We start from the raw sequence: 19,612 nt of genomic DNA on the forward strand, positions 1-19,612 counted from the left end.
GGATCGCGGCACGGTGAGAGCGATCATCAAACGCGCGGCCGCACCCGGGCTCGCGGCGCTGCTGTCCATGGGGGCGTACTGCCTGGCGCTGGCGGCCCACGGCGGCTATCCCTTCGGGACGCGCTCGCGTGCCGTCAATGACCTGGGCAATCAGTTCATTCCGTTCCACGCCAGGCTGTGGGATCTGCTGCACGGCACCACCAGCGGCGATCTGTTCTTCAACTGGAGCAGCGGCTACGGCGTCCCCTTCCTGGCCGACTTCCTCACCTATCTGATGAACCCCTTCTCGTGGCTGGTGGGGCTTTTCCCGCGCCCTCTGGTGGAGTTCCCGGTCTTCTTGGTGACCTTGCTGAGCATCGGGCTCGGCGCGGCGCTGATGACCGTCTTCCTGGGGCGGCTCGCGCCGGGCCCCGGGACGCTGCGGGCGCTGCTCTCCGTGGGCTACGGACTGTGCGCCTGGGTGCTGCACGACGGGTTCGCCGATCCGATGTGGATGTGGGGACTGGTCTCGCTGCCGATGACCGGTATCGCCGCGGACTGGTGTCTGCGCCGTCGCCGGTGGGTGGCGGGCACGGCGCTCTTCGCGCTCGCCTGGGCGGGGAATTTCTATACGGCGGCGATGGCGAGCCTGGCCACGGCACTGGTGCTGCTGGTGCGGGTGGTGACGGCCGGGGAGATGCCGGTCGGGGAGCGCCTGCGGGTGCTGGGGCGGGCCGCCTCGATGATGGCCACCGCGCTCGCGCTGGCCGCGCCCGTGCTGACCGTCACCTTCGAGGCGAGCCGCGCCGCGCAGCCCGCGCCCGCCTGGGCCTACCCCGGACCACCGCCGCTGCTCGACCAGTTGGCGCAGCTGCTGCCGGGCGGGACGGGCGCCGAGGAGCTGCCGCACATCTTCGCCGGGTTGCCGGCGCTGCTGCTCGTGGCCGCCTTTCCGTTCGTCCGCGCCCTGCCGGTGCGGGTGCGCGTGGGGTGGTACGTCCTGGCGGTGGCGGTGGCCGCATCGTTCGTCTGGGAGCCGACGATTCTGCTGTGGCACGGGTTTGCGCTGCCCAACGGGAGTCCGTTCCGCGCGGCGTTCGTCCTGAGCGGGATGGTGGTGATGATGGCCTGGCTGGCGCTGGCGCATCGGCCACGGGCCCGTGAACTGGCCGCGGGCGCCGGGCTGGTGGCGCTGCTGGCCTGGCTGTGCCGGGACCGGCCCGCGGTGGACGGCGCCACCTGGATCCTGCCGGCGGGCGGCGGCATCGCCCTGGCCGCGCTGATCGTGCTGACGGCGCCCCGCCGCCGCGCCGCCGGGGCGGCCGTACGGTCGGCCGCCACCGCCGCGCTGACCTGCGCCGTGCTGTTCGGCGCGGCGCAGTCGGCGTACTCCCTCCTCGCGCTGCGAGACACGATCGCGTGGTTCCGCCCGAAAACCACGCTCAGCCAGCGGGCGCTGGCCACCCAGGAGGGGCTCGCGGCCCGTGACGACTGGCCCCGTTCGCGCACCGATCCGGGGCCGCATGAATTCGCCAACAACGACCCGCTGTTGATCGGCGGTCAGGGCGGCTCGTACTACAGCAGCTATGTGCCGGCCGCGACCGCCCGTGCGCTGCACCGGCTGGGCGCCGGCTGGTACATCAAGGGGCGGCACACCCTCAGCCTGGAGGACCCGGTGGGGCGCGCCCTCATGGGCGTCGGCAGCTATCTTGCGCCGCACCACGACGGAGGCTTCACGGCACAGAGCGCCCGGCCGGGCCCGCTGGTGTCCGTACGCCACGATCTGCGCGGCAACGGTCGCGGCGCGCACCGCACCGCCGTCCCCGGCGCGCCCCGAACGCCCGCCGGGACCGTCTTCGCCCGCCAGGAGCAGGCGCTGGGCGCTCGGGTCTACGAGGTCCCCGCCCTGGCCCCCGCCGCGGGCGCCGCCCCGCTGCGCGAAACCACCGGCTGGGCGCTGCCCGCCGGCAGGGCCCCCGTCGGCGCAGCCGACGGCAAGCCCCCTGGCAAGGCTGCCGACCGCGAGGCCCCCGGCACCACCTTCACCGCCCGCTGTACCCCGGGCGGCACCGCCGTCTGGTACGCCCCGCAGTTCGCCGGGCAGGTCAGTGCCCTGGGCCGGTGGACCCAGGCGATCGGGCGGCGCGACGGCATCACCGAAAACCCCGTGCGCGTCCTGGGCACCGTGCCCGCCGACGGCACGGTGCCGGTCCGTTTCACCCCGGACGGTCCGCAACATATCCCCGAGCACCCCATCGGCTGTCTCCCCCCTCACTCGCTGTCGGATGCGGTGGCCGCCCTGCGCGCGAACGGCCTCGTCAAATGGAACACCGGCGGCCATGAACTGGTTGCCGCGCTGCCGCCCCACAGCTCCGGCAGCGCGCTGATCGCCCTTCCGGCGGTGCCCGGATGGGGCTGTTCGGTGGACGGCGGGCCGTCGCGCGCCGCAGGCTCGTACGCCGGTCTGCTGGCCGTCCCGCTGCGTCCCGGCGCCTCCCGGCTGTCCTGCGCCTATACCCCTCCGGGCCTGCTGCCGGGGCTGGCCGCGAGCGGCGCCGGCGCGCTGACCCTGGCCGCCGTGGCGACGGCCGCCCGCCTCCGCGGACGCCGGAACCGCTCGTTCGCCACACCCTCCCAAACCATGACAATCCATCAGGTTTGCCAGAATTACCCCGCAGGGGACGGCGACCGCGCCGTTGCCTGCCCCTCGGCGGACACCGGCGAAAAGGCGCGACCATGAAGCTCTCCCTCGTCGTCCCCTGCTACAACGAAGAGGACGTCATAAGCCGCTTCGACGCCCGGGTCCGCTCGGTTCTCGACAGGCTCGCCGTCGACTACGAGCTGTGCTACGTGGACGACGGCAGCGCCGACGGCACCCTGCCGCGGCTGCGCGACCTCGCCCAGCGGCATCCCGCCACCACCCGGTACCTCTCCTTCAGCCGCAACTTCGGCAAGGAGCCCGCCATACTGGCCGGCCTGAGGGAGGCCACCGGCGACGCGGTGATCATCATGGACGCGGACCTCCAGCATCCGCCCGAGCTGATCGAGAAGATGCTCGACCTCTACCATCTCGGCCACGACCAGGTCGTCGCGCGCCGCAGCCGGGACGGCGACCCACGACTGCGGACCGCGCTCAGCCGCCTCTACTACCGGGCCGTCAACACCTGGGTGGACGTCGAACTCGCCGACGGCGTGGGCGACTTCCGGCTGCTGTCGCGCACCGCCGTCGACGCGCTGGTCTCGCTGCCGGAGTACAACCGCTTCTCCAAGGGGCTGTTCTCCTGGATCGGCTTCGACACCGTCACCTTCGACTACCGCAACGCCGCCCGGGAGGCCGGGCAGACCAAATGGCGGCTGCGCACCCTGGTCAACTACGGCATCGACGGCATGATCTCGTTCAACTGCCGCCCGCTGCGCGCGGCCATCTACACCGGGCTGAGCCTGGCCTCGCTCGCCACGCTCTACACCCTGTGGGTGATCGGCTCCGCCGCCGTCGGAGGCATCACGGCACCGGGCTATGTGACGCTGGTGGCCATCATCGCGGGCCTGGGCGGACTCCAGATGGTGATGCTCGGGCTGATCGGCGAGTACATCGGACGGATCTACTACGAGGCCAAGCGGCGGCCGCACTTCCTGGTCAAGGAAGCCGTGCGGCCCGTCAGGGACGCCGTCCGGACGGCCAAGGAGGGCGGCGGAGCGGCCAAAGAGGCCGGCGGGCCGGCCAAGGAGGCCACCATCCCCGCCGCCTCCTCCCGGGCCGGCTGATGCCGCCACGCACCAGGCGCCTCCTGCCGCAGCTCCCCGACCGGGGCCAGCTCCTGCGCTTCACCGTGGTCGGCGGGGTCAACACCGCGACCTTCTACGCCTGTTATCTGCCGCTGCACCGCGTCCTGCCGTACTTCGCGGCCTTCACCCTCGGCTTCCTGACCGCGATGACCTGCTCGTTCTTCCTGAACACCTATGTCACCTACCGCACCCGGCCGACCTGGAAGAAGTTCCTGCTCTTCCCGCTGACCCAGGTCACCGCCTATGTGGTCCAGAGCGTGGGGCTGGTGGTGCTGGTGAGCTGGTGCGGGGTCAACAGCAAGGTGGCGCCGCTGGCGGCCGCCGTGGTGGGGATCCCGTTCACCTTCCTGGTCTCCCGGCGGATCCTGCTCCCGGGCCGCCGCGCCCGTCAGAGCGCACGGACCCGCCCCCGCGAACCGGCCTGAGCCGGCGGAGGCGCCCCCGCCGGCCTCCAGGCCCCGAACGGCGCATCCGCACCCGCCGCCCGCTGCCGGACCGTATACAGCCGGCCGTCGTTGCCCAGCGCCACCACCACCGCCCGGCCCGCCGCATCCTGCACGGCCCCGGCCGCCGCCACATGCGGCACCCGTCCCGTCCACCAGGGCCCCGGGGCGCCCTGCACGCCCGCCACCCGTACGTGCCCCGCATCGTCGCGCGCCGCCAGCACCATCCCGTCGCCGGAACCGGCCGGCGCCGCGGCCACCCGTCCGTAGCCGCCCATCGGTGCGCACTGCGCGGCCACCCGCCAGTTGCCGATCCGCCCCTGCCGTTCGGCGATCAGCACCTGGGCGGTGCCCGCCTGGCGGAAGAGCGCGCGCACCGCGCCGTCCTCCAGGGGCACCAGGCTCACCGGCCCGGCCGCCTCCGGCAGTCCGGTGGCCGCGGCCGGGCGCGGCGGCCGCCCGGGCTCGTGGGACACCCAGTGGTGCACGGTCCGGCCACTGGGTGCGACCACATGGATCCGCCCGTGGGAGTCCACGCAGGCATCGATGCCGTCGACGAGGTCCGGCGCCGACTTCAGCCGCCCCGCCTGGCCCTCCAGCCGCCGCCACGGCGTCCACCGCCTGCCGTGCGGGGCGCTGCGGTGGGCGAGGCCGCCGCCCCAGGTCCGTACGAAGACATGGACCGCGCCGTCCGGGGTGACCACCGCCGCCGGGAAGCCGATCTCCAGCGAGCGGACGGGGTCGTGGTCCGGGGAGCCCAGCGGCTGCCACCGGGCGAAGAGGGGCTCCCCGGTGGGAGCGGTGCCGGTCTGGACGGCCGCCATCAGCTCGCGGCGGTGGGCCCGGCCGGCGTCCGGCAGGACCGTGCGGACGGCGAACAGCCAAAGGCCGCCGCCGGGGTGCCGTACGGCATGGATCTGGCTGTCCAGCAGGTCGCGCAGGTCGCCGCCGAGCGGCCGGGGGCCGGTGAAGCGGCCGCCGCCCGGACGGGTCTCGGTCCAGCAGTAGGCGCGGCCGCCCAGGACCGCGAAGGCGGCCAGCCGGCCGTCGGCCGCCGGCCGGATCCAGGCGTTGGAGCCGGGCGCGCGCAGGCGGGTGCTGCGGGTCCAGTTCCGGGAGCCGCCGCTGTAGGACCGGCCGCCCACCTTGCGGTCGCCGCAGCCCGCCGGATCGCCGCAGCGGCGGCCGTCGGCCCAGCCGTAGACGTCCAGTACCCGGCCCTTGCGGCGGGCCGTGCGGTTGTCGAGGTTGTTGGGCAGTACACCGAGTTCGTAGCCCAGGTAGCTCTCCAGGACCGGCGGGCGGCCGCGCTCGCTCCCCCGGTAGGCGGCCAGCGCCGCCAGGGCGAAGTAGGCGGAGGCGGTGTGGTCCTGGTGGTCGTAGTAGCGCAGCCCGGCGAGCCGGGGGTCCGCGGCGGACTGCCGGTCCGGCGAGCAGTGCGCGGCATCGGGGTCCAGGGTGCGCACCACGGTGGGCCGCACCCGTTCGAGGAGCGCCACCAGGGTGGCGATGAGCTGGTCGCGGGTATAGCGGTGGACGGTCGGTACGGGGGTACGGGCGGGGCGCAGGGTGGGGAGGGTGTCCGCGACGCCGAGCCACAGGCCGCGCAGGCTGGTGGCGCGGGGCGCCGAGACGGTACGGGCCTCGACCAGCTCCAGGAAGACCAGCTGGTTGTGCGGGGCCGCGCGCAGTGTGTGCAGTTCCACCTGGAAGCCGGGCAGGAGGGACAGCGCCTCCAGGTCCCAGGGGCTGCGCGCGTCCCCGGTGGCCATCAGGGCGTGCGCGGCGCGCAGTCCGTTGGTGCGGGCGCGGGCGAAGTCGGCCCGGTTGCGCGGGACGGGGTCGGGGGTGCCCGGGGCGGCGTTGCGCCCGTCGGACTCGCCGCCGGTCAGGCAGACGGTCACCGAGCGGGCGCCGCTGCGGATGCCCTGTTCCAGGTTCGGGTTCATGAAGTAGAGGGCATCGTCCGCATGCGCCACGACGTGCAGAAACGACTGATTCCGGGCGTCCGCCAGGGGCGGCCCGGACCCCGCGAGTTCCTCGGTGTGGGTGAACGGCTCCCCCGGGGAAAGCCGGGCCCAGAACCCGGCGCCGGCCAGGGCCGCCAGCGCGCCACCGCCGGTCGCTCGGAGGAGCCGGCGGCGGGTCACGAGTGAGGTGCGACGCTCGGCCAATCGGAATCTCCTCTGCGGCCCATCTGAAGGAAGAGGGCCAAATCCAGTATTCGGTTGCCTCTCGGATCCCGCCCGTCCGAAAAGTCTCCGCTTTCGCCCGGCCGTGACGCGCTCCACAGAACTTTCAGGTTACGAAGACCAACCTTTTTGGGTGAACGCGAGTCGGATGACGGACAATGGGATCCGCCCTTTCGGGCTTTTTTGCGTTCTGTGCACAGATCGTCACGAGGAGTAGTACCGCATGTCGGAGATGGTCCGCGACGCCGCACCCCGCTTCAGCGTCATCGTCCCCTGCTTCAGAGTGCAGGGGTTCTTGCGCGAATGCATGGACTCGGTGCTGGCGCAGGATTTCACGGACTTCGAAGTGATCGCGGTCGATGACTGCTCCCCCGATGCCAGTGGCGCGATCCTGGACGAGTACGCCGCCGCCGACGACCGCGTACAGGTCCTGCACCTGCCGGAGAACGTCGGCCTGGGGCTGGCCCGCAACGCCGGTCTGGAGAAGGTCACCGGCGACTACGTCCTCTTCCTCGACAGCGACGACACCCTCGTGCCGGGCGCGCTGAGCGCGCTGGCCGACCGGCTGGCCGCCACCGAGGACCCCGAGATCCTGATCTTCGATTACGCGCGGACGTACTGGGACGGCTCGGCCCGGCGCAATGCGCTCGCCGAACTCCTCGACGAATCCGGCGCCCCCGCCTTCGCGCTGGCCGACCGCCCGCAAATCCTTGATCTCCTCCAGATCGTCTGGAACAAGGCCTACCGCCGCGACTTCATCGAGGAGCACGGCTTCGAATTCCCGGTGGGCTATTACGAGGACGCGCCCTGGACGTTCTGCACGCTGATCACCGCGCAGCGGATCGCCGTTCTCGACCGGGTCTGCCTGCACTACCGCCAGCGCCGCCAGGGCGGCAACATCCTGCGCACCACCAGCCGTAAGCACTTCGATGTCTTCGACCAGTACGGCCGGGTGTTCGCCTATCTCGACGCGCACCCGGAGCTCTCGCGCTGGCGCCCGCAGATGTTCCGCAAGATGATCGACCACTATCTGACCATCCTGGACAAGCCGGGCCGGCTGCCGCAGAACGCCACCGCGGAGTTCTTCCACCGCGCCTCCCGCGACTACCGCCGGCGCGTACCGGCCGGTTTCGTGCGGCCCACGGGCGTCGCCGGCGGCAAGTACGCGCTGCTCGCCAAGGACGCCTACCCCGCGCTGGCCGGCCTCAAGGTCGCCGGCAAGGTGCAGCGCACGGTCCGCAAGCACGCGGGCAAGCGGGTCAAGCAGGCCAAGAAGAAGGCCATGGACCTGCGCTACCAGGCGCTGCTGCGGCAGCCGCTGGACGAGAACCTCGCGGTCTACTCCGCGTACTGGAACCGTCTGCCCGCCTGCAACCCGCTCGCGATCTACGAGAGGGCCAAGGAGCTGGCGCCGCAGGTGCACGGCGTGTGGGTGGTCAAGGAGAGCCTGGCCGACCAGGTCCCGGCCGGTATCGACCATGTGGTGCTGAACTCGCCGCGCTACTGGGAGGTCGTGGCGCGCGCCAAGTACCTGGTCAACAACGTCAACTTCGCCGACAGCGTGGTCAAGCGGGAGGGCCAGGTCCACGTCCAGACCCACCACGGCACCCCGCTGAAGTCGATGGGCACCGACCAGAAGCGCTACCCGGCCGCCGCCAAGGGCATGAGCTTCCGCAAGCTGCTCGCCCGCGCCGACCGCTGGGACTTCTCGCTCTCCTCCAACCAGCACACCACCGAGCAGTGGGAGCGTGTCTACCCCTGCAACTTCACCTCGCTGGACGCCGGTTACCCCCGTAACGACGTCTACTACCGGGCCACCGCCGCCGACGTGCTGGAGATCCGCGAGCGGCTGGGCATCGCCCCCGACAAGACCGCCGTCCTGTACGCGCCGACCATGCGCGACTACCAGGTCGGCTACGTCCCCCGCCTCGACCTGGAGAAGATCTCCCGCGAGCTGGGCGAGGACTTCGTGCTGCTGGTGCGCACCCACTACTTCTACGACCAGGACCCGGGCCTCCAGAAGCTCCAGGAGCGCGGCGCGCTGATCGACGTCTCCGGGCACCCGGTCGTCGAGGAGCTGTGCCTGGCCGCCGACGCGCTGGTCACGGACTACTCGTCGATCATGTTCGACTTCGCCAACCTCGACCGGCCGATCATCAACTACGCCGACGACTGGGACACCTACGTCCGCTCCCGCGGCGTCACCTTCGACCTGCTCTCGGGCAAGCCGGGCGACACCCCGGGCGTGATCGCCACCACCGAGGACGAGCTGATCGAGGCGTTCCGCAGCGGGCGCTGGGACGACGAGAAGGCCACCGGGCTGCGCACCGCGTTCCGGGCCCGCTTCTGCCAGTGGGACGACGGGCACGCCGCCGAGCGCGTGGTGCGCCAGGTCTTCCTCGGCCAGGAGGCCGCGCCCGCGCCGCAGCCGCCGGAGGAGCGGACCGTGGCCCCCCGCCCGCGCGCCGCGGCCGCCGAGGCGGGCCTGGTCAAGCTGCCCGCACCGCGCAAGGCCGGGGACGACCGGGTGCCGGGCACGGACGCCGACGCCTCCGGGGTCGAGCTGGCGGGCTGACGGCGGCACCTGAACGCCCAACGGGCCCGCCCCCGGTCGGAATGCGACCGGGGGCGGGCCCGTATCCGTATCTACCGGTCCCTCCGTGCGGACCGGTCCCTCACTCCGCGCCGAGCGCCGCCGCGACCGACTGCGCCAGCGCGTCCAGATAGCCCGCGGGCAGATCGTCGCGGACCACCACCAGCCGCCAGTACAGCGGCCCGGTCAGCAGGTCCAGCGCCAGTTTGCCGTCGACGCCCGCCGGGATCTCCCCGCGCTCGACGGCCCGCTCCACCATCGCGGCGGCCATGCTCTGCTGGCTGTCGTGCAGCGCCGTCCTGAGCGCCTCGGCCAGCTCCGGGCTGCGGGCGGCCTCGGCCAGCAGGTCCGGGATGATCTGCGAGGCCATCGGATGCCGCAGCGCGCGGGCCGCGACCTCCAGCAGCAGCCGTACGTCGCCGCGCAGCGATCCGGTGTCCGGCGACGGCAGTCCGGCGACGGCCACCGCCGAGACCACGTCCAGTACGAGGTGCAGCTTGGAACGCCACCGCCGGTAGACCGCGGTTTTGCCCACGCCCGCGCGCCGTGCGATGCCCTCGATACTCATTCGGGCGAACCCGACCGTCGCCAGTTCCTCGAAGACCGCGGCGCGGATCGCCGCGGTCTTGTCCTCCCGCAGTACGGCGGCTCCTGCCGGGGTGCGGCGCGCCCCCACCCGATCCGTCGTACCGCCCTGGTGTGCCCCGTTCTTTGCCATGGCTTGAGCATAGCGTCACGACGCTACGGTTGCGTTTCGACGTGAGCTCCCTTTAGTCTCGGCAGCGTCACGACGATACGGACCCGTTCCGTCGTCCGGCACCTGTTCCGCCGCCCTGGACGCAACGAAAGCGGCCCCCATGCCCCAGACCCTCGCCCCCCCGACCACGGATCCGGCCCCGGCCCTCAAGAGCGCCGGGCGCCCCGCGCCCGATCCCACGCTGCGCGCCCTGGCCGAGGCCCATGGCCTCAAGGTGAGCGGCGCCCGGCCCTCGCTGCCCGCGTACCTCGGCCAGCTGTGGCAGCGCCGGTACTTCATCACCTCGTTCGCCACCGCCCGGGTCGTCGCGCAGTACACGACCGCCAAGCTCGGCCAGATCTGGCAGGTACTGACCCCGCTGCTCAACGCGGCCGTCTACTACTTGATCTTCGGTGTGCTGCTCGACACGAAGAAGAGCGTCCCCGACTACATCCCGTTCCTGGTGACCGGTGTCTTCATCTTCACCTTCACCCAGAACTCGGTCCTGAGCGGCACCCGGGCGATCTCCGGCAACCTCGGCCTGGTGCGCGCGCTGCACTTCCCGCGCGCCTGCCTGCCCATCTCGATCTGCCTGGCGCAGCTCCAGCAGCTGCTGTACTCCATGAGCGCGCTGGTGGTCATCCTGCTCTGCTTCGGGCAGGTGCCGAGCTGGTCGTGGCTGCTGGCCTTCCCGGCACTGGCGTTGCAGTTCCTCTTCAACACGGGCATGTCGCTGGTCATGGCACGCCTCGGCTCCCGGACCCCGGACCTGGCGCAGCTGATGCCGTTCATCATGCGCACCTGGATGTACGCCTCCGGCGTCATGTTCAGCATCAGCCGGATCCTGGTGGGCAAGCACCTCCCGCAGATCGTGGTGGTCCTGCTCAACGGCAACCCGGCCGCGGTCTACATCGACCTGATGCGGTTCGCGCTGATCGACAGCTTCACCCACAAGCAACTGCCGCCGCACGTCTGGGCGTTCGCCGCCGGGTGGGCGCTGCTGGCCGGCGTCGCGGGCTTTGTGTACTTCTGGAAGGCAGAGGAGCGGTACGGACGTGGCTGAGCAGACCGACAACCTGCGGCCGACCCAGGCCGCCGAGGACCGTATCCCGACCGTGATCGCGGACGATCTGCACATCGTCTACCGCATCTACGGCACCGGCGCCGGCAAGGGCAGCGCCACCGCGGCCCTCAACCGCATCGTCCGCCGCAAGCCCTCGACGGGCGTACGCGAGGTGCACGCCGTCAAGGGCGTCTCCTTCACCGCCTACCGCGGCGAGTCGATCGGCCTGATCGGCTCCAACGGCTCGGGCAAGTCGACGCTGCTCAAGGCGGTCGCCGGCCTGCTGCCCGCCGAGCGCGGCCATGTCTACACCCAGGGCCAGCCCTCGCTGCTGGGCGTCAATGCGGCGCTGATGAACGACCTGACCGGCGAGAAGAACGTCCTGCTCGGCGGCCTGGCGATGGGCATGTCCCGCGAGGAGGTGCGCGAGCGCCGCGACGGGATCGTCGACTTCTCCGGCATCAACGAGAAGGGCGACTTCATCTCGCTGCCGATGCGGACGTACTCCTCCGGTATGGCCGCCCGCCTGCGCTTCTCCATCGCCGCGGCCAAGGACCACGACGTCCTGTTGATCGACGAGGCGCTGGCCACCGGCGACCGCGCCTTCCAGAAGCGCTCCGAGGACCGCATCCGCGAACTGCGCGAGGAGGCCGGCACGGTCTTCCTGGTCAGCCACAACAACAAGTCGATCCGCGACACCTGCGATCGCGTGCTGTGGCTGGAGCGGGGCGAGCTGATCATGGACGGCCCCACCGAGGAGGTCGTCTCCGCGTACGAGGAAGAGCGCTAGGGCTCGATCACCCCGGGCGGGCGGCGCCGTACGGGAACGGGGACGGCCCCGGAGCAGTGCGCTCCGGGGCCGTCCCCGTTCCCGTTGCCGGGCCTCAGCTGTGCGTGCGCAGCAGCGTGCGCATCGTCCGCATGGCGACCGACAGGTTGGCCAGGTCGAAGCCCTCCGACCCGTGGATCTCCTCCAGCGTGGCGCGGGCGCGGCCCAGGATGGCGCCGTTGGCTTCCTCCCATGCCTTGAAGCGCTGCTCGGGCGTGCCGGAGCCGTTGCCGGCCGCCAGGACGTCGCTGGTCAGCGCCGCATGCGCGGCGAAGAGGTCCTCGCGGATGGAGGCGCGGGCCATCGACTGCCAGCGGTCGGCCCGCGGCAGCTCCAGGATGCGGTCCAGGAGCTGGTTGATCCGCAGCCGGTCGCCGAGGTCGTAGTAGACCTCCGCGACCTCCAGCGGCTCCTTGCCGCTGCGGTCCGCGATGGCGACGATGTCCAGCGCCGGGAAGACCGAGGAGAAGCCGGCCACCTGGACGGCGAGCGCCTCGGGCACCCCGCTGCCGGTCAGCTCCTCCAGGATCGTCTGGTGCCATTCGGCGTCGCCGCCCTGGAGCAGCTTGGGCAGCTGCGCCCAGACCTGGGCGACCCGGTCGCCGAAGAAGTCGATGGTGCCCGACAGCTCCAGCGGCTGCGGCCGGTTGTTGAGCAGCCAGCGGGTGCCGCGCTCGACCAGCCGCCGCGAGTGCAGCCGGATGCGGGTCTGCACATCGGCCGCGACGACGGTGTCGAGCGCCTCGACGTCGTCCCAGACCTGGCCCAGCCGGAAGATCGCGCGGGCCGCGGTGTGCGCCCGTACGACCTCTTCGAGCGAGGCGCCGGTCTCCTCGCGCATACGGTGCAGGAAGCTCGTGCCGCCGGTGTTGACGGTGTCGTTGACCATCACCGTCGTCACGATCTCCCGGCGCAGCGCATGCCCGTCGACCTGCTCGGCGAAGCGGTCGTAGAGCGCCGAGGGGAAGTAGGCGTGCAGCAGCCGCTGGAGGTAGGGGTCGTCCGGCAGCGGCGTCTGGATCAGCGCATCGGCCACCGTGATCTTGGTGTACGCCAGCAGCACCGCGGTCTCGGGCTGCGTCAGACCGCGCCCGGCGGTGAGCCGCTCACGGATCTGCCGGTCGCTGGGCAGGAACTCCAGCGCCCGGTCGAGATCGCCGTCGCGCACCAGGCGGCGCATGAAGCGCTGCTGGGCATGCAGCATGCTGGAGGACTGGGCCTGGGCCAGCGCGAGCGCGGTGTTCTGCGCGTAGTTGTTGCGCAGCACCAGCGCGCCGACCTCGTCGGTCATCTCGGCCAGCAGCTTGTTGCGCTGCTTGACCGTCATATCGCCGTTGGCGACCACGGCGTTCAGCAGGATCTTGATGTTCACCTCGTGGTCGGAGGTGTCCACACCGGCGCTGTTGTCGATCGCATCGTTGTTGATCTTGCCGCCGGCCATGGCGAACTCGATCCGGCCCAGCTGGGTCAGGCCCAGGTTGCCGCCCTCGCCGACGACCTTGACCCGCAGGTCCTCGCCGTTGACGCGGATGGCGTCGTTGGACTTGTCGCCGACGTCGGTGTGGGTCTCCGCCGAGGACTTCACATAGGTGCCGATGCCGCCGTTCCACAGCAGATCGACCGGGGCCTTGAGGATGGCCTGCATCAGATCGGCCGGCGTCATCTTCTTCACGCCGGACTCGATGCCGAGCGCGGCCCGCACCTGCGCGTTGACGGGGATGGACTTGGCCGAGCGGGGGTGGATGCCGCCGCCCTGGGAGAGCAGCTCGGTGTTGTAGTCCGCCCAGGAGGAGCGCGGCAGTTCGAAGAGGCGGCGGCGCTCGGCGTACGAGGTCGCCGCGTCCGGGTTGGGGTCGAGGAAGATGTGCCGGTGGTCGAACGCGGCCACCAGGCGGATGTGCTCGCTGAGCAGCATGCCGTTGCCGAAGACGTCACCGGACATGTCGCCGACGCCGACCGCGGTGAAGTCCTGGGTCTGGGTGTCGTGGCCCAGCTCGCGGAAGTGCCGCTTGACCGACTCCCAGGCGCCGCGGGCGGTGATGCCCATGCCCTTGTGGTCGTAGCCGGCGCTGCCGCCGGAGGCGAAGGCGTCGCCCAGCCAGAAGCCGTACGACTCGGCGACCTCGTTGGCGATGTCCGAGAACGTCGCGGTGCCCTTGTCGGCCGCGACCACCAAGTAGGTGTCGTCCTCGTCGTGGCGCACGACGTTCTTCGGCGGCACGACCTCGCCGCCCACCAGGTTGTCGGTGATGTCGAGCAGACCGGAGATGAAGGTCTTGTAGCAGGCGATGCCCTCGGCCAGCCAGGCGTCGCGGTCCGCCGACGGGTCCGGCAGCTGCTTGCCGACGAAGCCGCCCTTGGCGCCGACCGGCACGATGACGGTGTTCTTGACCATCTGCGCCTTGACCAGGCCGAGGATCTCCGTACGGAAGTCCTCCCGGCGGTCCGACCAGCGCAGACCACCGCGGGCGACCTTGCCGAAGCGCAGGTGGACGCCCTCCACGCGCGGGGAGTACACCCAGATCTCGAACGCCGGGCGGGGCGCCGGCAGATCGGGGATCGCCTGCGGGTCGAGCTTCATGGACAGGTAGGCGTGCGCATTGCCGTGGCTGTCGCGCTGGTAGTGGTTGGTGCGCAGGGTCGCCTTGATGACGGTGAGGAAGGAGCGCAGGATGCGGTCCTCGTCCAGGGAGGCGACCTGGTCGAGCGCGGCGTCCAGCTCCTCCAGCAGCGCATCGGTCAGCTCCGTGCCGGCCCGCTGCCGCTCCGGGGCCATCCGCGCCTCGAAGAGCGAGACCAGCAGCCGGGTGGTGTGGACGTTGTTGGAGAGGGTGTCCTCCATGTACGTCTGGCTGAAGGTGGCGCCGGCCTGCCGCAGGTACTTGGCGTAGGCGCGCAGCACCATCGCCTGGCGCCAGTTGAGGCCGGCCCGCAGCACCAGCTTGTTGAAGTTGTCGCTCTCGGCGGCGCCCGTCCACACCGCGGTGAAGGCTTCCTGGAAGCGCTCGCGGGAGTCGTCGCCGGAGACGTGCTCGGGCAGCCGCAGACCGAAGTCGTAGATCCACGCGACGGTGCCGTCGGCGCGGCGCAGCTCGTGCGGGCGCTCGTCGATGACCTCGACGCCCAGGCGGTTCAGGCCCGGCAGCACCCGCGACAGCGAGACCGGCTCGCCGGTGCGGTAGATCTTGAAGCGGCGCTCGCCGGGGCCCGCACCGACCGGCTCGTAGAGGCTGACGGAGAAGTCGTTGCCCACCTCGCCGGTGAGCTTCTCCAGGTGCTGGAGGTCGGCGACCGCGCTGCGCGGGGAGTTGTCGGCCTTGTAGCCCTCGGGGAAGGCCTGGCTGTAGCGGCGCAGCAGCTCGGCGGCGCGCTCCTCACCGCATTCGGCGGTCAGCGCCTCGGCGAAACCGTCGGCCCAGGAGCGGGCGGCCTCCACCAGGCGGCTCTCGATACGGTCCACATCCGCGTCGGTGAGGTCGGGCAGGGAGGCGCCCGGCTCCACCCGGATCACGAAGTGCAGCCGGGAGAGCACCGATTCGGTGTTCCAGGCCGTGAAGTCGACGCTGGTGCCGCCGAGTTCCTCCTTGAGGATGTCGATCAGCCGCAGCCGGACGCCGGTGGTGTAGCGGTCGCGCGGGAGGTAGACCAGCGCGGAGTAGTAGCGGCCGTACTCGTCCTGGCGCAGGTACAGGCGCAGCCGGCGGCGCTCTTGCAGGTAGAGGACGCTGGTGGCGATGGCCCGGAGCTGGTCGACCGGGGTCTGGAACAGCTCGTCGCGTGGGTAGGTCTCCAGGATCTGGAGCAGGTCGCGGCCGTCGTGGCTGTCCGGGGTGAAGCCGGCACCCTCCAGGACCTCGGTGACCTTGCGGCGGATGACCGGGACCCGGCGGACGGACTCGGTGTAGGCGGCCGACGAGAACAGGCCCAGGAAGCGCCGCTCGCCGACGACGTTGCCGTCCTTGTCGAACTTCTTGACGCCGACGTAGTCCAGGTACGAGGGGCGGTGCACGGTGGCGCGGCTGTTGGCCTTGGTGAGGATCAGCAGCTTGTGCTCGCGGGCCTTGGCGCGGGCGTCGGCGGGCAGCCGGTTGAAGGACGGCGAGACGGGGTGGCCGGCGTCGCTCTCGCGGTGCGGCGGGTCGGAGCGCAAGATGCCCAGGCCCGTACCGGGCACGGCGGTCAGCACGTCCTCCTCGACGCCGCCCTCACCGGGCGCGGAGGCCAGCTCGTACTCGCGGTAGCCGATGAAGGTGAAGTGGTCGTCGGACAGCCAGCGCAGCAGCTCGCGGGCCTCGGCGATCTCCTCGTCGCGCAGATCGTCGGCGAGCGGCTCGCCGGGCAGCTCCTCGGCGATGCGCAGCGCGCCGGCGCGCATCTTGTCCCAGTCCTCGACGGCCTCGCGGACATCGGACAGCACCCGCAGCAGATCGGCGGTGATCTGCTTGAGGTCGTCGCGGTCGGTCTCGCGGTCGATCTCGACGTGGATCCAGGACTCGGTCACCGCGTCGTGCGGCAGCGCGGCGGCCTTGCCGTTGCCGTTGGGGTGCGGCTCGCCGTTGCTGTCGAGGACCTCGATCAGCTTGCCCGCGACGTCGCGGCGGACGGTGACCTGGGGGTGGATGACGACATGGATGCCGCGGCCCTGGCGCGAGAGCTCATTGGTGACCGAGTCGACCAGGAAGGGCATGTCGTCGGTGACCACCTCGACGACGGAGTGGCTGCACGTCCAGCCGTTCTCCTCGACGGTCGGGGTGTGCACCCGGACGTTCGCGGTGCCCTGAGGACGCGTCTCGGCGAGGCGGTAGTGCGAGAGCGCGGCGCCGAAGACGTCGACCGGGTCGCGGCCGGTGAGGTCCTCGGGGGCGGTGTGCAGGTAGTAGCGCTGGAGATATCCCGTGAGGGTCTCCGGGTCGAGTCCGCGTACCGGGAGATGTCCCCCGGCCGGACTGTTTTCAGCGACCCGGGCGGCCCTGGCGAGCAGCTCGGTCTTGGCTTCGTCCAGCTTGGTCTGCATGTCCTCTGGCTCCTGTCGCGCGCCGTTGCGTGACGTTGTGGAAGAACGTGGTGGATGCCGCACAACGCCGCCACGACACGGGATGTCCTGTCGACGTCGACGCTATGCCGCGATGAGGGAGGGCCGTGCCGTGTTCGACGAGTGGTGACACGGTCGACACGGGAAGGTGGCCGCAAAGACCAGCGACCGCCCGGTCACGGTGGTGTCCCGGGCGCACGGCGGGGGCCTCGACGCCCCCGCGGGTTATCGCGCTGATCACGCTGCAAGGCTATCGCTCTCGGCAGGGGTGCCGTCATGGGCCTTCTCCGTACAAAACCCCACTATGAACTTAGCCCATCCGGACAACGCCCTGCCCGCCCGGATGTGCGATGGCACGAGGCGCTCCGTCGGCACGCCGGCGGGCCTTCACGCTTCCGGACGGTGCTCCCGGACGGCGCCGGTCACCCGGCCGCGCCGCGCCGCGCCAGCTCCGACGCGACCGCCACCGCCTCGGCGAGGGTGTCCACCACCGGCGCTCCGGCGCCCTCCAGGCTGGCCCGGCTGTGCGAGCCACCGGTGTAGAGCACCGCATGCGCCCCGGCGTCCCGCGCGGCGACCGCATCGTCGGCCGCGTCACCGATCACGACCGTACGCCCCGGCTCCACATCCCGCAGCGCCGCCAGATGCCGCACCATGTGCTCGCTCTTGCCGCCGCCGGACGGCCCGGTCCTGCCGTCCACCCGTACGAAACGCGCCTCGATCCCGAAGCCGCGCACCAGGGGTATCAGCTCGTCGTGCCCGAACATGCTGAGGATCGACTGGCTGTGCCCGGCCGCCTGCCACTCCGCCAGCAGCAGATCCGCCCCGGCGGCCAGCCCGCACCGCACGCGGTGCTCGGTGTAATGCCGGTGGAAAGTGGCATCCATCACCAGCCACTCGGCCTCCGTCGGCATCCTCCCCATCAGCCGCTCGTAGAACTTCGGAACGGGCACGCAGTACAGCGCGCGGTACTGCTCCAGCGTGATCGGCGCCAGCCCGAGCTCCGCGAATGCGGAATTGGTGGCCCCTATCACCGCATCGGTGTCGTGGAACAACGTGCCGTTCCAGTCCCACACGATGTGCGCTGCGCGCCGCGTCCCGTCCATGGCCGTGTGCATCCCCGTCGTGTACGTCCCCGCGTCCTTCCCCATGCAGAAAACGTACCCGCACCCACTGACAACGGCGCCGGACGGACCGGCGGGGGCGGGCGGGGACCCGGCCGCGCTACGCCAGCAGGTGCGGAATCTCCTGCACCCCGAACCACATCAGATCGTGGTCCTGCGCACCGTCCACGGTGAACTGCGCATCGTCGTCGCCCTGGTCCGCCGCGCCCAGCGCCGCCGCGGCCGCCGCGACATCCGGCTCCGCATCGTCCGCATCCACATGCACCGCGGCCGCCGTCGTGAGCGGCACCGGCCCGGCCAGCCGCACCTGACCCAGCGCCGACTCGTCCAGCGCCCGGTCCGGATCCGCCACCGCCACCCCTTCGGGCACATCCACCGCCACCACGACCCGCCGACGCGCCGCCTGCGGATTGCCGGCGAGCTGCCGCAGCGAAGCCTGGGCCGCGCGGTTCAGCGCCGCATACTCCAGCTCCTCGATGTCGTCCGAGACGTACCACTCGCGCAGCGCGGGCGTGACGGCGTACGCGTCGAGGGGCCCCGCGCCCAGCTCACCGCTCTTGTGCGCCTCGGCGAGACCGGAAAGGGTCAGGGGGACATAGACGCGCATGGCAGCCGCTTCCGCTCATTTCGCTCGACTCTGAAGAATGCTCAGCCAGCATACGGGCGAGAGTCCCCCATCAGGGCTCCCGCACACCCGCCCCGACACCGCCGCGGAACCTCGCCCCGCCCCCTCCCATCCTCGATTTCCCACGCCCCCGCCACGGACGTGTGAACTCTGCACGCCCCGCCGCGCGGCCCCGGCCCGCCTTGCCGCCCGCCCGGCCCCGCCGAGAAGATCCACCGAAGCTACCGCTCGGTAATCGACCAACCCGGCACAAGGGGGACATGCTCATGACGGACAGCCATCCGATCCGACCCTCCGACGCGGCCACAGCGGCCGACCACTACGCGACGCCCGAGGGGGCTCCCGAAGGGACGCCCGGGGAGACGTCCGTCGGCGCGCCCGGGGAGACATCCGGCGGGATGCCGGGTGCGACGTCCGTCGGCGCGCCCGGCGAGGTCCGCGACGACACCGCTGCCGCCCGCGCCCCACACCCCCGCACCAGCCCCGAAGCCACTCCCACCACCCCGGCCGCCACCACCGGCCCCGCCGCCGAATCCGCCCCCGCCGATCCGGCCCCCGCAAGCCGCACCCCCGCCCCCCGCCGCCCCAGGGGCGCCGGCCGCGGTCCCGGTGCCGGGCCCGGCCGGGGGCGTGGGCGCACCCGGCCCGCCGGACCGTCGACGACCACCCGCACCACTCCGGGCCGTACGGTCCCGGCCGGTCCGTCCGCCGGCCGCGCGGCGGGTGCCGCCGGAGACCCGGGCGCCCGCTCGGCCGCGGCCGCGGCCACCGCCGCCCGGCTGCCGACCGCCGGGGCCCGACGCCAGGCGCACGAGCGGCGGCCGCACCTCTGGTTCGCCCGACAGCTGCTGCTCGCGCTCAGCGGCCAGATCCCCGTGCACGCCCTGTTGGGCCACGCCCTGCCCACGGCCTACGACCAGCTGGTCGAGCTCGCCCCGCAGGCCCCCCTGCGCCCCCTCACCGCACCGGGCCGCGCCGCCGTCCCCACCCTCCGCGAATGCGGTCTGTGCCGCCCCCGAGACGGCGTCATCGAGGCATTCGCCCGTATCTCTTCCGGCGACCGCCTGCGCGCCCTCGCCTTCCGCCTCGAACGCGGCGCCGACACCCGCTGGCGCTGCGCCACCCTCGACATCGGCCCGATGCCCCGGCCATGGGTCCCGGCACCGCACCCCTAGGCCCCGTCGACCGGGCACACGAAGGCGCCCCGGCC

Annotated in this window: 12 protein-coding genes; 7 read left to right on the forward strand and 5 right to left on the reverse strand. The window is 71.9% G+C overall.

What is annotated here, in order from left to right; all coding sequences use genetic code 11:
• Positions 1 to 13: 13 nt before the first annotated feature.
• Genes B1H19_RS16510 through B1H19_RS16520 form a run of 3 tightly spaced genes read left to right on the forward strand, consistent with a single transcriptional unit; the run spans position 14 to position 4,190 of the window.
• Positions 14 to 2,719: a YfhO family protein gene (locus B1H19_RS16510; protein ID WP_237289341.1), complete on the forward strand. Its 2,706-nt coding sequence runs from the start codon at positions 14 to 16 to the stop codon at positions 2,717 to 2,719.
• The gene (locus B1H19_RS16515) at positions 2,716 to 3,744 is read left to right on the forward strand and encodes a glycosyltransferase family 2 protein (RefSeq protein WP_083105460.1); all 1,029 of its coding nucleotides are present in this window, start codon (positions 2,716 to 2,718) and stop codon (positions 3,742 to 3,744) included. The genes B1H19_RS16510 and B1H19_RS16515 overlap by 4 nt, the downstream gene beginning before the upstream one ends.
• Positions 3,744 to 4,190: a GtrA family protein gene (locus tag B1H19_RS16520; RefSeq protein WP_083105461.1), complete on the forward strand. Its 447-nt coding sequence runs from the start codon at positions 3,744 to 3,746 to the stop codon at positions 4,188 to 4,190. Before B1H19_RS16515 ends, B1H19_RS16520 begins: the two co-directional genes overlap by 1 nt.
• On the opposite strand, the gene B1H19_RS40455 is transcribed toward B1H19_RS16520, so the two are convergent.
• The gene (locus tag B1H19_RS40455) at positions 4,154 to 6,382 is read right to left on the reverse strand and encodes a PIG-L family deacetylase (RefSeq protein ID WP_261340964.1); all 2,229 of its coding nucleotides are present in this window, start codon (positions 6,380 to 6,382) and stop codon (positions 4,154 to 4,156) included. The two genes, B1H19_RS16520 and B1H19_RS40455, sit on opposite strands and share 37 nt — an antisense overlap.
• Positions 6,383 to 6,623: 241 nt before the next feature.
• Between B1H19_RS40455 and B1H19_RS16530 the strand changes: the two genes are divergently transcribed.
• On the forward strand, positions 6,624 to 8,975 hold the full coding sequence (locus B1H19_RS16530; protein ID WP_083105463.1) for a bifunctional glycosyltransferase/CDP-glycerol:glycerophosphate glycerophosphotransferase: 2,352 nt from the start codon (positions 6,624 to 6,626) through the stop codon (positions 8,973 to 8,975).
• 100 nt (positions 8,976 to 9,075) lie between these two features.
• Here B1H19_RS16530 and B1H19_RS16535 read toward each other — a convergent pair whose 3' ends face one another.
• On the reverse strand, positions 9,076 to 9,711 hold the full coding sequence (locus tag B1H19_RS16535; protein ID WP_083105464.1) for a TetR/AcrR family transcriptional regulator: 636 nt from the start codon (positions 9,709 to 9,711) through the stop codon (positions 9,076 to 9,078).
• A 139-nt stretch (positions 9,712 to 9,850) separates the two neighbouring features.
• Between B1H19_RS16535 and B1H19_RS16540 the strand changes: the two genes are divergently transcribed.
• Together B1H19_RS16540 and B1H19_RS16545 are read left to right on the forward strand one after the other, a co-directional pair.
• Positions 9,851 to 10,792 carry an ABC transporter permease gene (locus B1H19_RS16540; protein ID WP_083105465.1) on the forward strand — a complete coding sequence of 314 codons (942 nt, stop codon included), beginning with the start codon at positions 9,851 to 9,853 and terminating at the stop codon, positions 10,790 to 10,792.
• On the forward strand, positions 10,785 to 11,582 hold the full coding sequence (locus tag B1H19_RS16545) for an ABC transporter ATP-binding protein (protein WP_083105466.1): 798 nt from the start codon (positions 10,785 to 10,787) through the stop codon (positions 11,580 to 11,582). Before B1H19_RS16540 ends, B1H19_RS16545 begins: the two co-directional genes overlap by 8 nt.
• Positions 11,583 to 11,676: 94 nt before the next feature.
• On the opposite strand, the gene B1H19_RS16550 is transcribed toward B1H19_RS16545, so the two are convergent.
• The 3 genes from B1H19_RS16550 to B1H19_RS16560 all read right to left on the reverse strand — a co-directional run bounded on the left by B1H19_RS16550 (position 11,677) and on the right by B1H19_RS16560 (position 18,384).
• A complete protein-coding gene (locus B1H19_RS16550) occupies positions 11,677 to 16,635 on the reverse strand; it encodes an NAD-glutamate dehydrogenase (protein ID WP_083105467.1) in 4,959 nt (1,652 codons plus the stop codon).
• 440 nt (positions 16,636 to 17,075) lie between these two features.
• Positions 17,076 to 17,759, reverse strand: a complete 684-nt coding sequence (locus tag B1H19_RS16555) for an HAD family hydrolase (protein WP_107426394.1) — start codon at positions 17,757 to 17,759, stop codon at positions 17,076 to 17,078.
• 118 nt (positions 17,760 to 17,877) lie between these two features.
• Positions 17,878 to 18,384: a DUF6912 family protein gene (locus B1H19_RS16560; protein WP_083105469.1), complete on the reverse strand. Its 507-nt coding sequence runs from the start codon at positions 18,382 to 18,384 to the stop codon at positions 17,878 to 17,880.
• Positions 18,385 to 18,668: 284 nt separating this feature from the next.
• Here B1H19_RS16560 and B1H19_RS40460 point away from each other — a divergent pair, with 284 nt between their 5' ends.
• Positions 18,669 to 19,577, forward strand: coding sequence for an Rv3235 family protein (locus tag B1H19_RS40460; RefSeq protein WP_261340965.1), 909 nt, complete (start codon positions 18,669 to 18,671; stop codon positions 19,575 to 19,577).
• Positions 19,578 to 19,612: the final 35 nt, after the last annotated feature.

Source organism: Streptomyces gilvosporeus (assembly GCF_002082195.1).
Classification (GTDB): domain Bacteria; phylum Actinomycetota; class Actinomycetes; order Streptomycetales; family Streptomycetaceae; genus Streptomyces; species Streptomyces gilvosporeus.

Bases quoted from the DNA above. Each gene is read 5' to 3' on its own strand.
- B1H19_RS16550 (WP_083105467.1), bottom strand. From the start codon at position 16,635: ATGCAGACCAAGCTGGACGAAGCCAAGACCGAGCTGCTCGCCAGGGCC.
- B1H19_RS16560 (WP_083105469.1), bottom strand. From the start codon at position 18,384: ATGCGCGTCTATGTCCCCCTGACCCTTTCCGGTCTCGCCGAGGCGCAC.
- B1H19_RS16540 (WP_083105465.1), top strand. From the start codon at position 9,851: ATGCCCCAGACCCTCGCCCCCCCGACCACGGATCCGGCCCCGGCCCTC.
- B1H19_RS16535 (WP_083105464.1), bottom strand. From the start codon at position 9,711: ATGGCAAAGAACGGGGCACACCAGGGCGGTACGACGGATCGGGTGGGG.
- B1H19_RS16555 (WP_107426394.1), bottom strand. From the start codon at position 17,759: ATGGACGGGACGCGGCGCGCAGCGCACATCGTGTGGGACTGGAACGGC.
- B1H19_RS16515 (WP_083105460.1), top strand. From the start codon at position 2,716: ATGAAGCTCTCCCTCGTCGTCCCCTGCTACAACGAAGAGGACGTCATA.
- B1H19_RS16520 (WP_083105461.1), top strand. From the start codon at position 3,744: ATGCCGCCACGCACCAGGCGCCTCCTGCCGCAGCTCCCCGACCGGGGC.
- B1H19_RS40460 (WP_261340965.1), top strand. From the start codon at position 18,669: ATGACGGACAGCCATCCGATCCGACCCTCCGACGCGGCCACAGCGGCC.
- B1H19_RS16530 (WP_083105463.1), top strand. From the start codon at position 6,624: ATGTCGGAGATGGTCCGCGACGCCGCACCCCGCTTCAGCGTCATCGTC.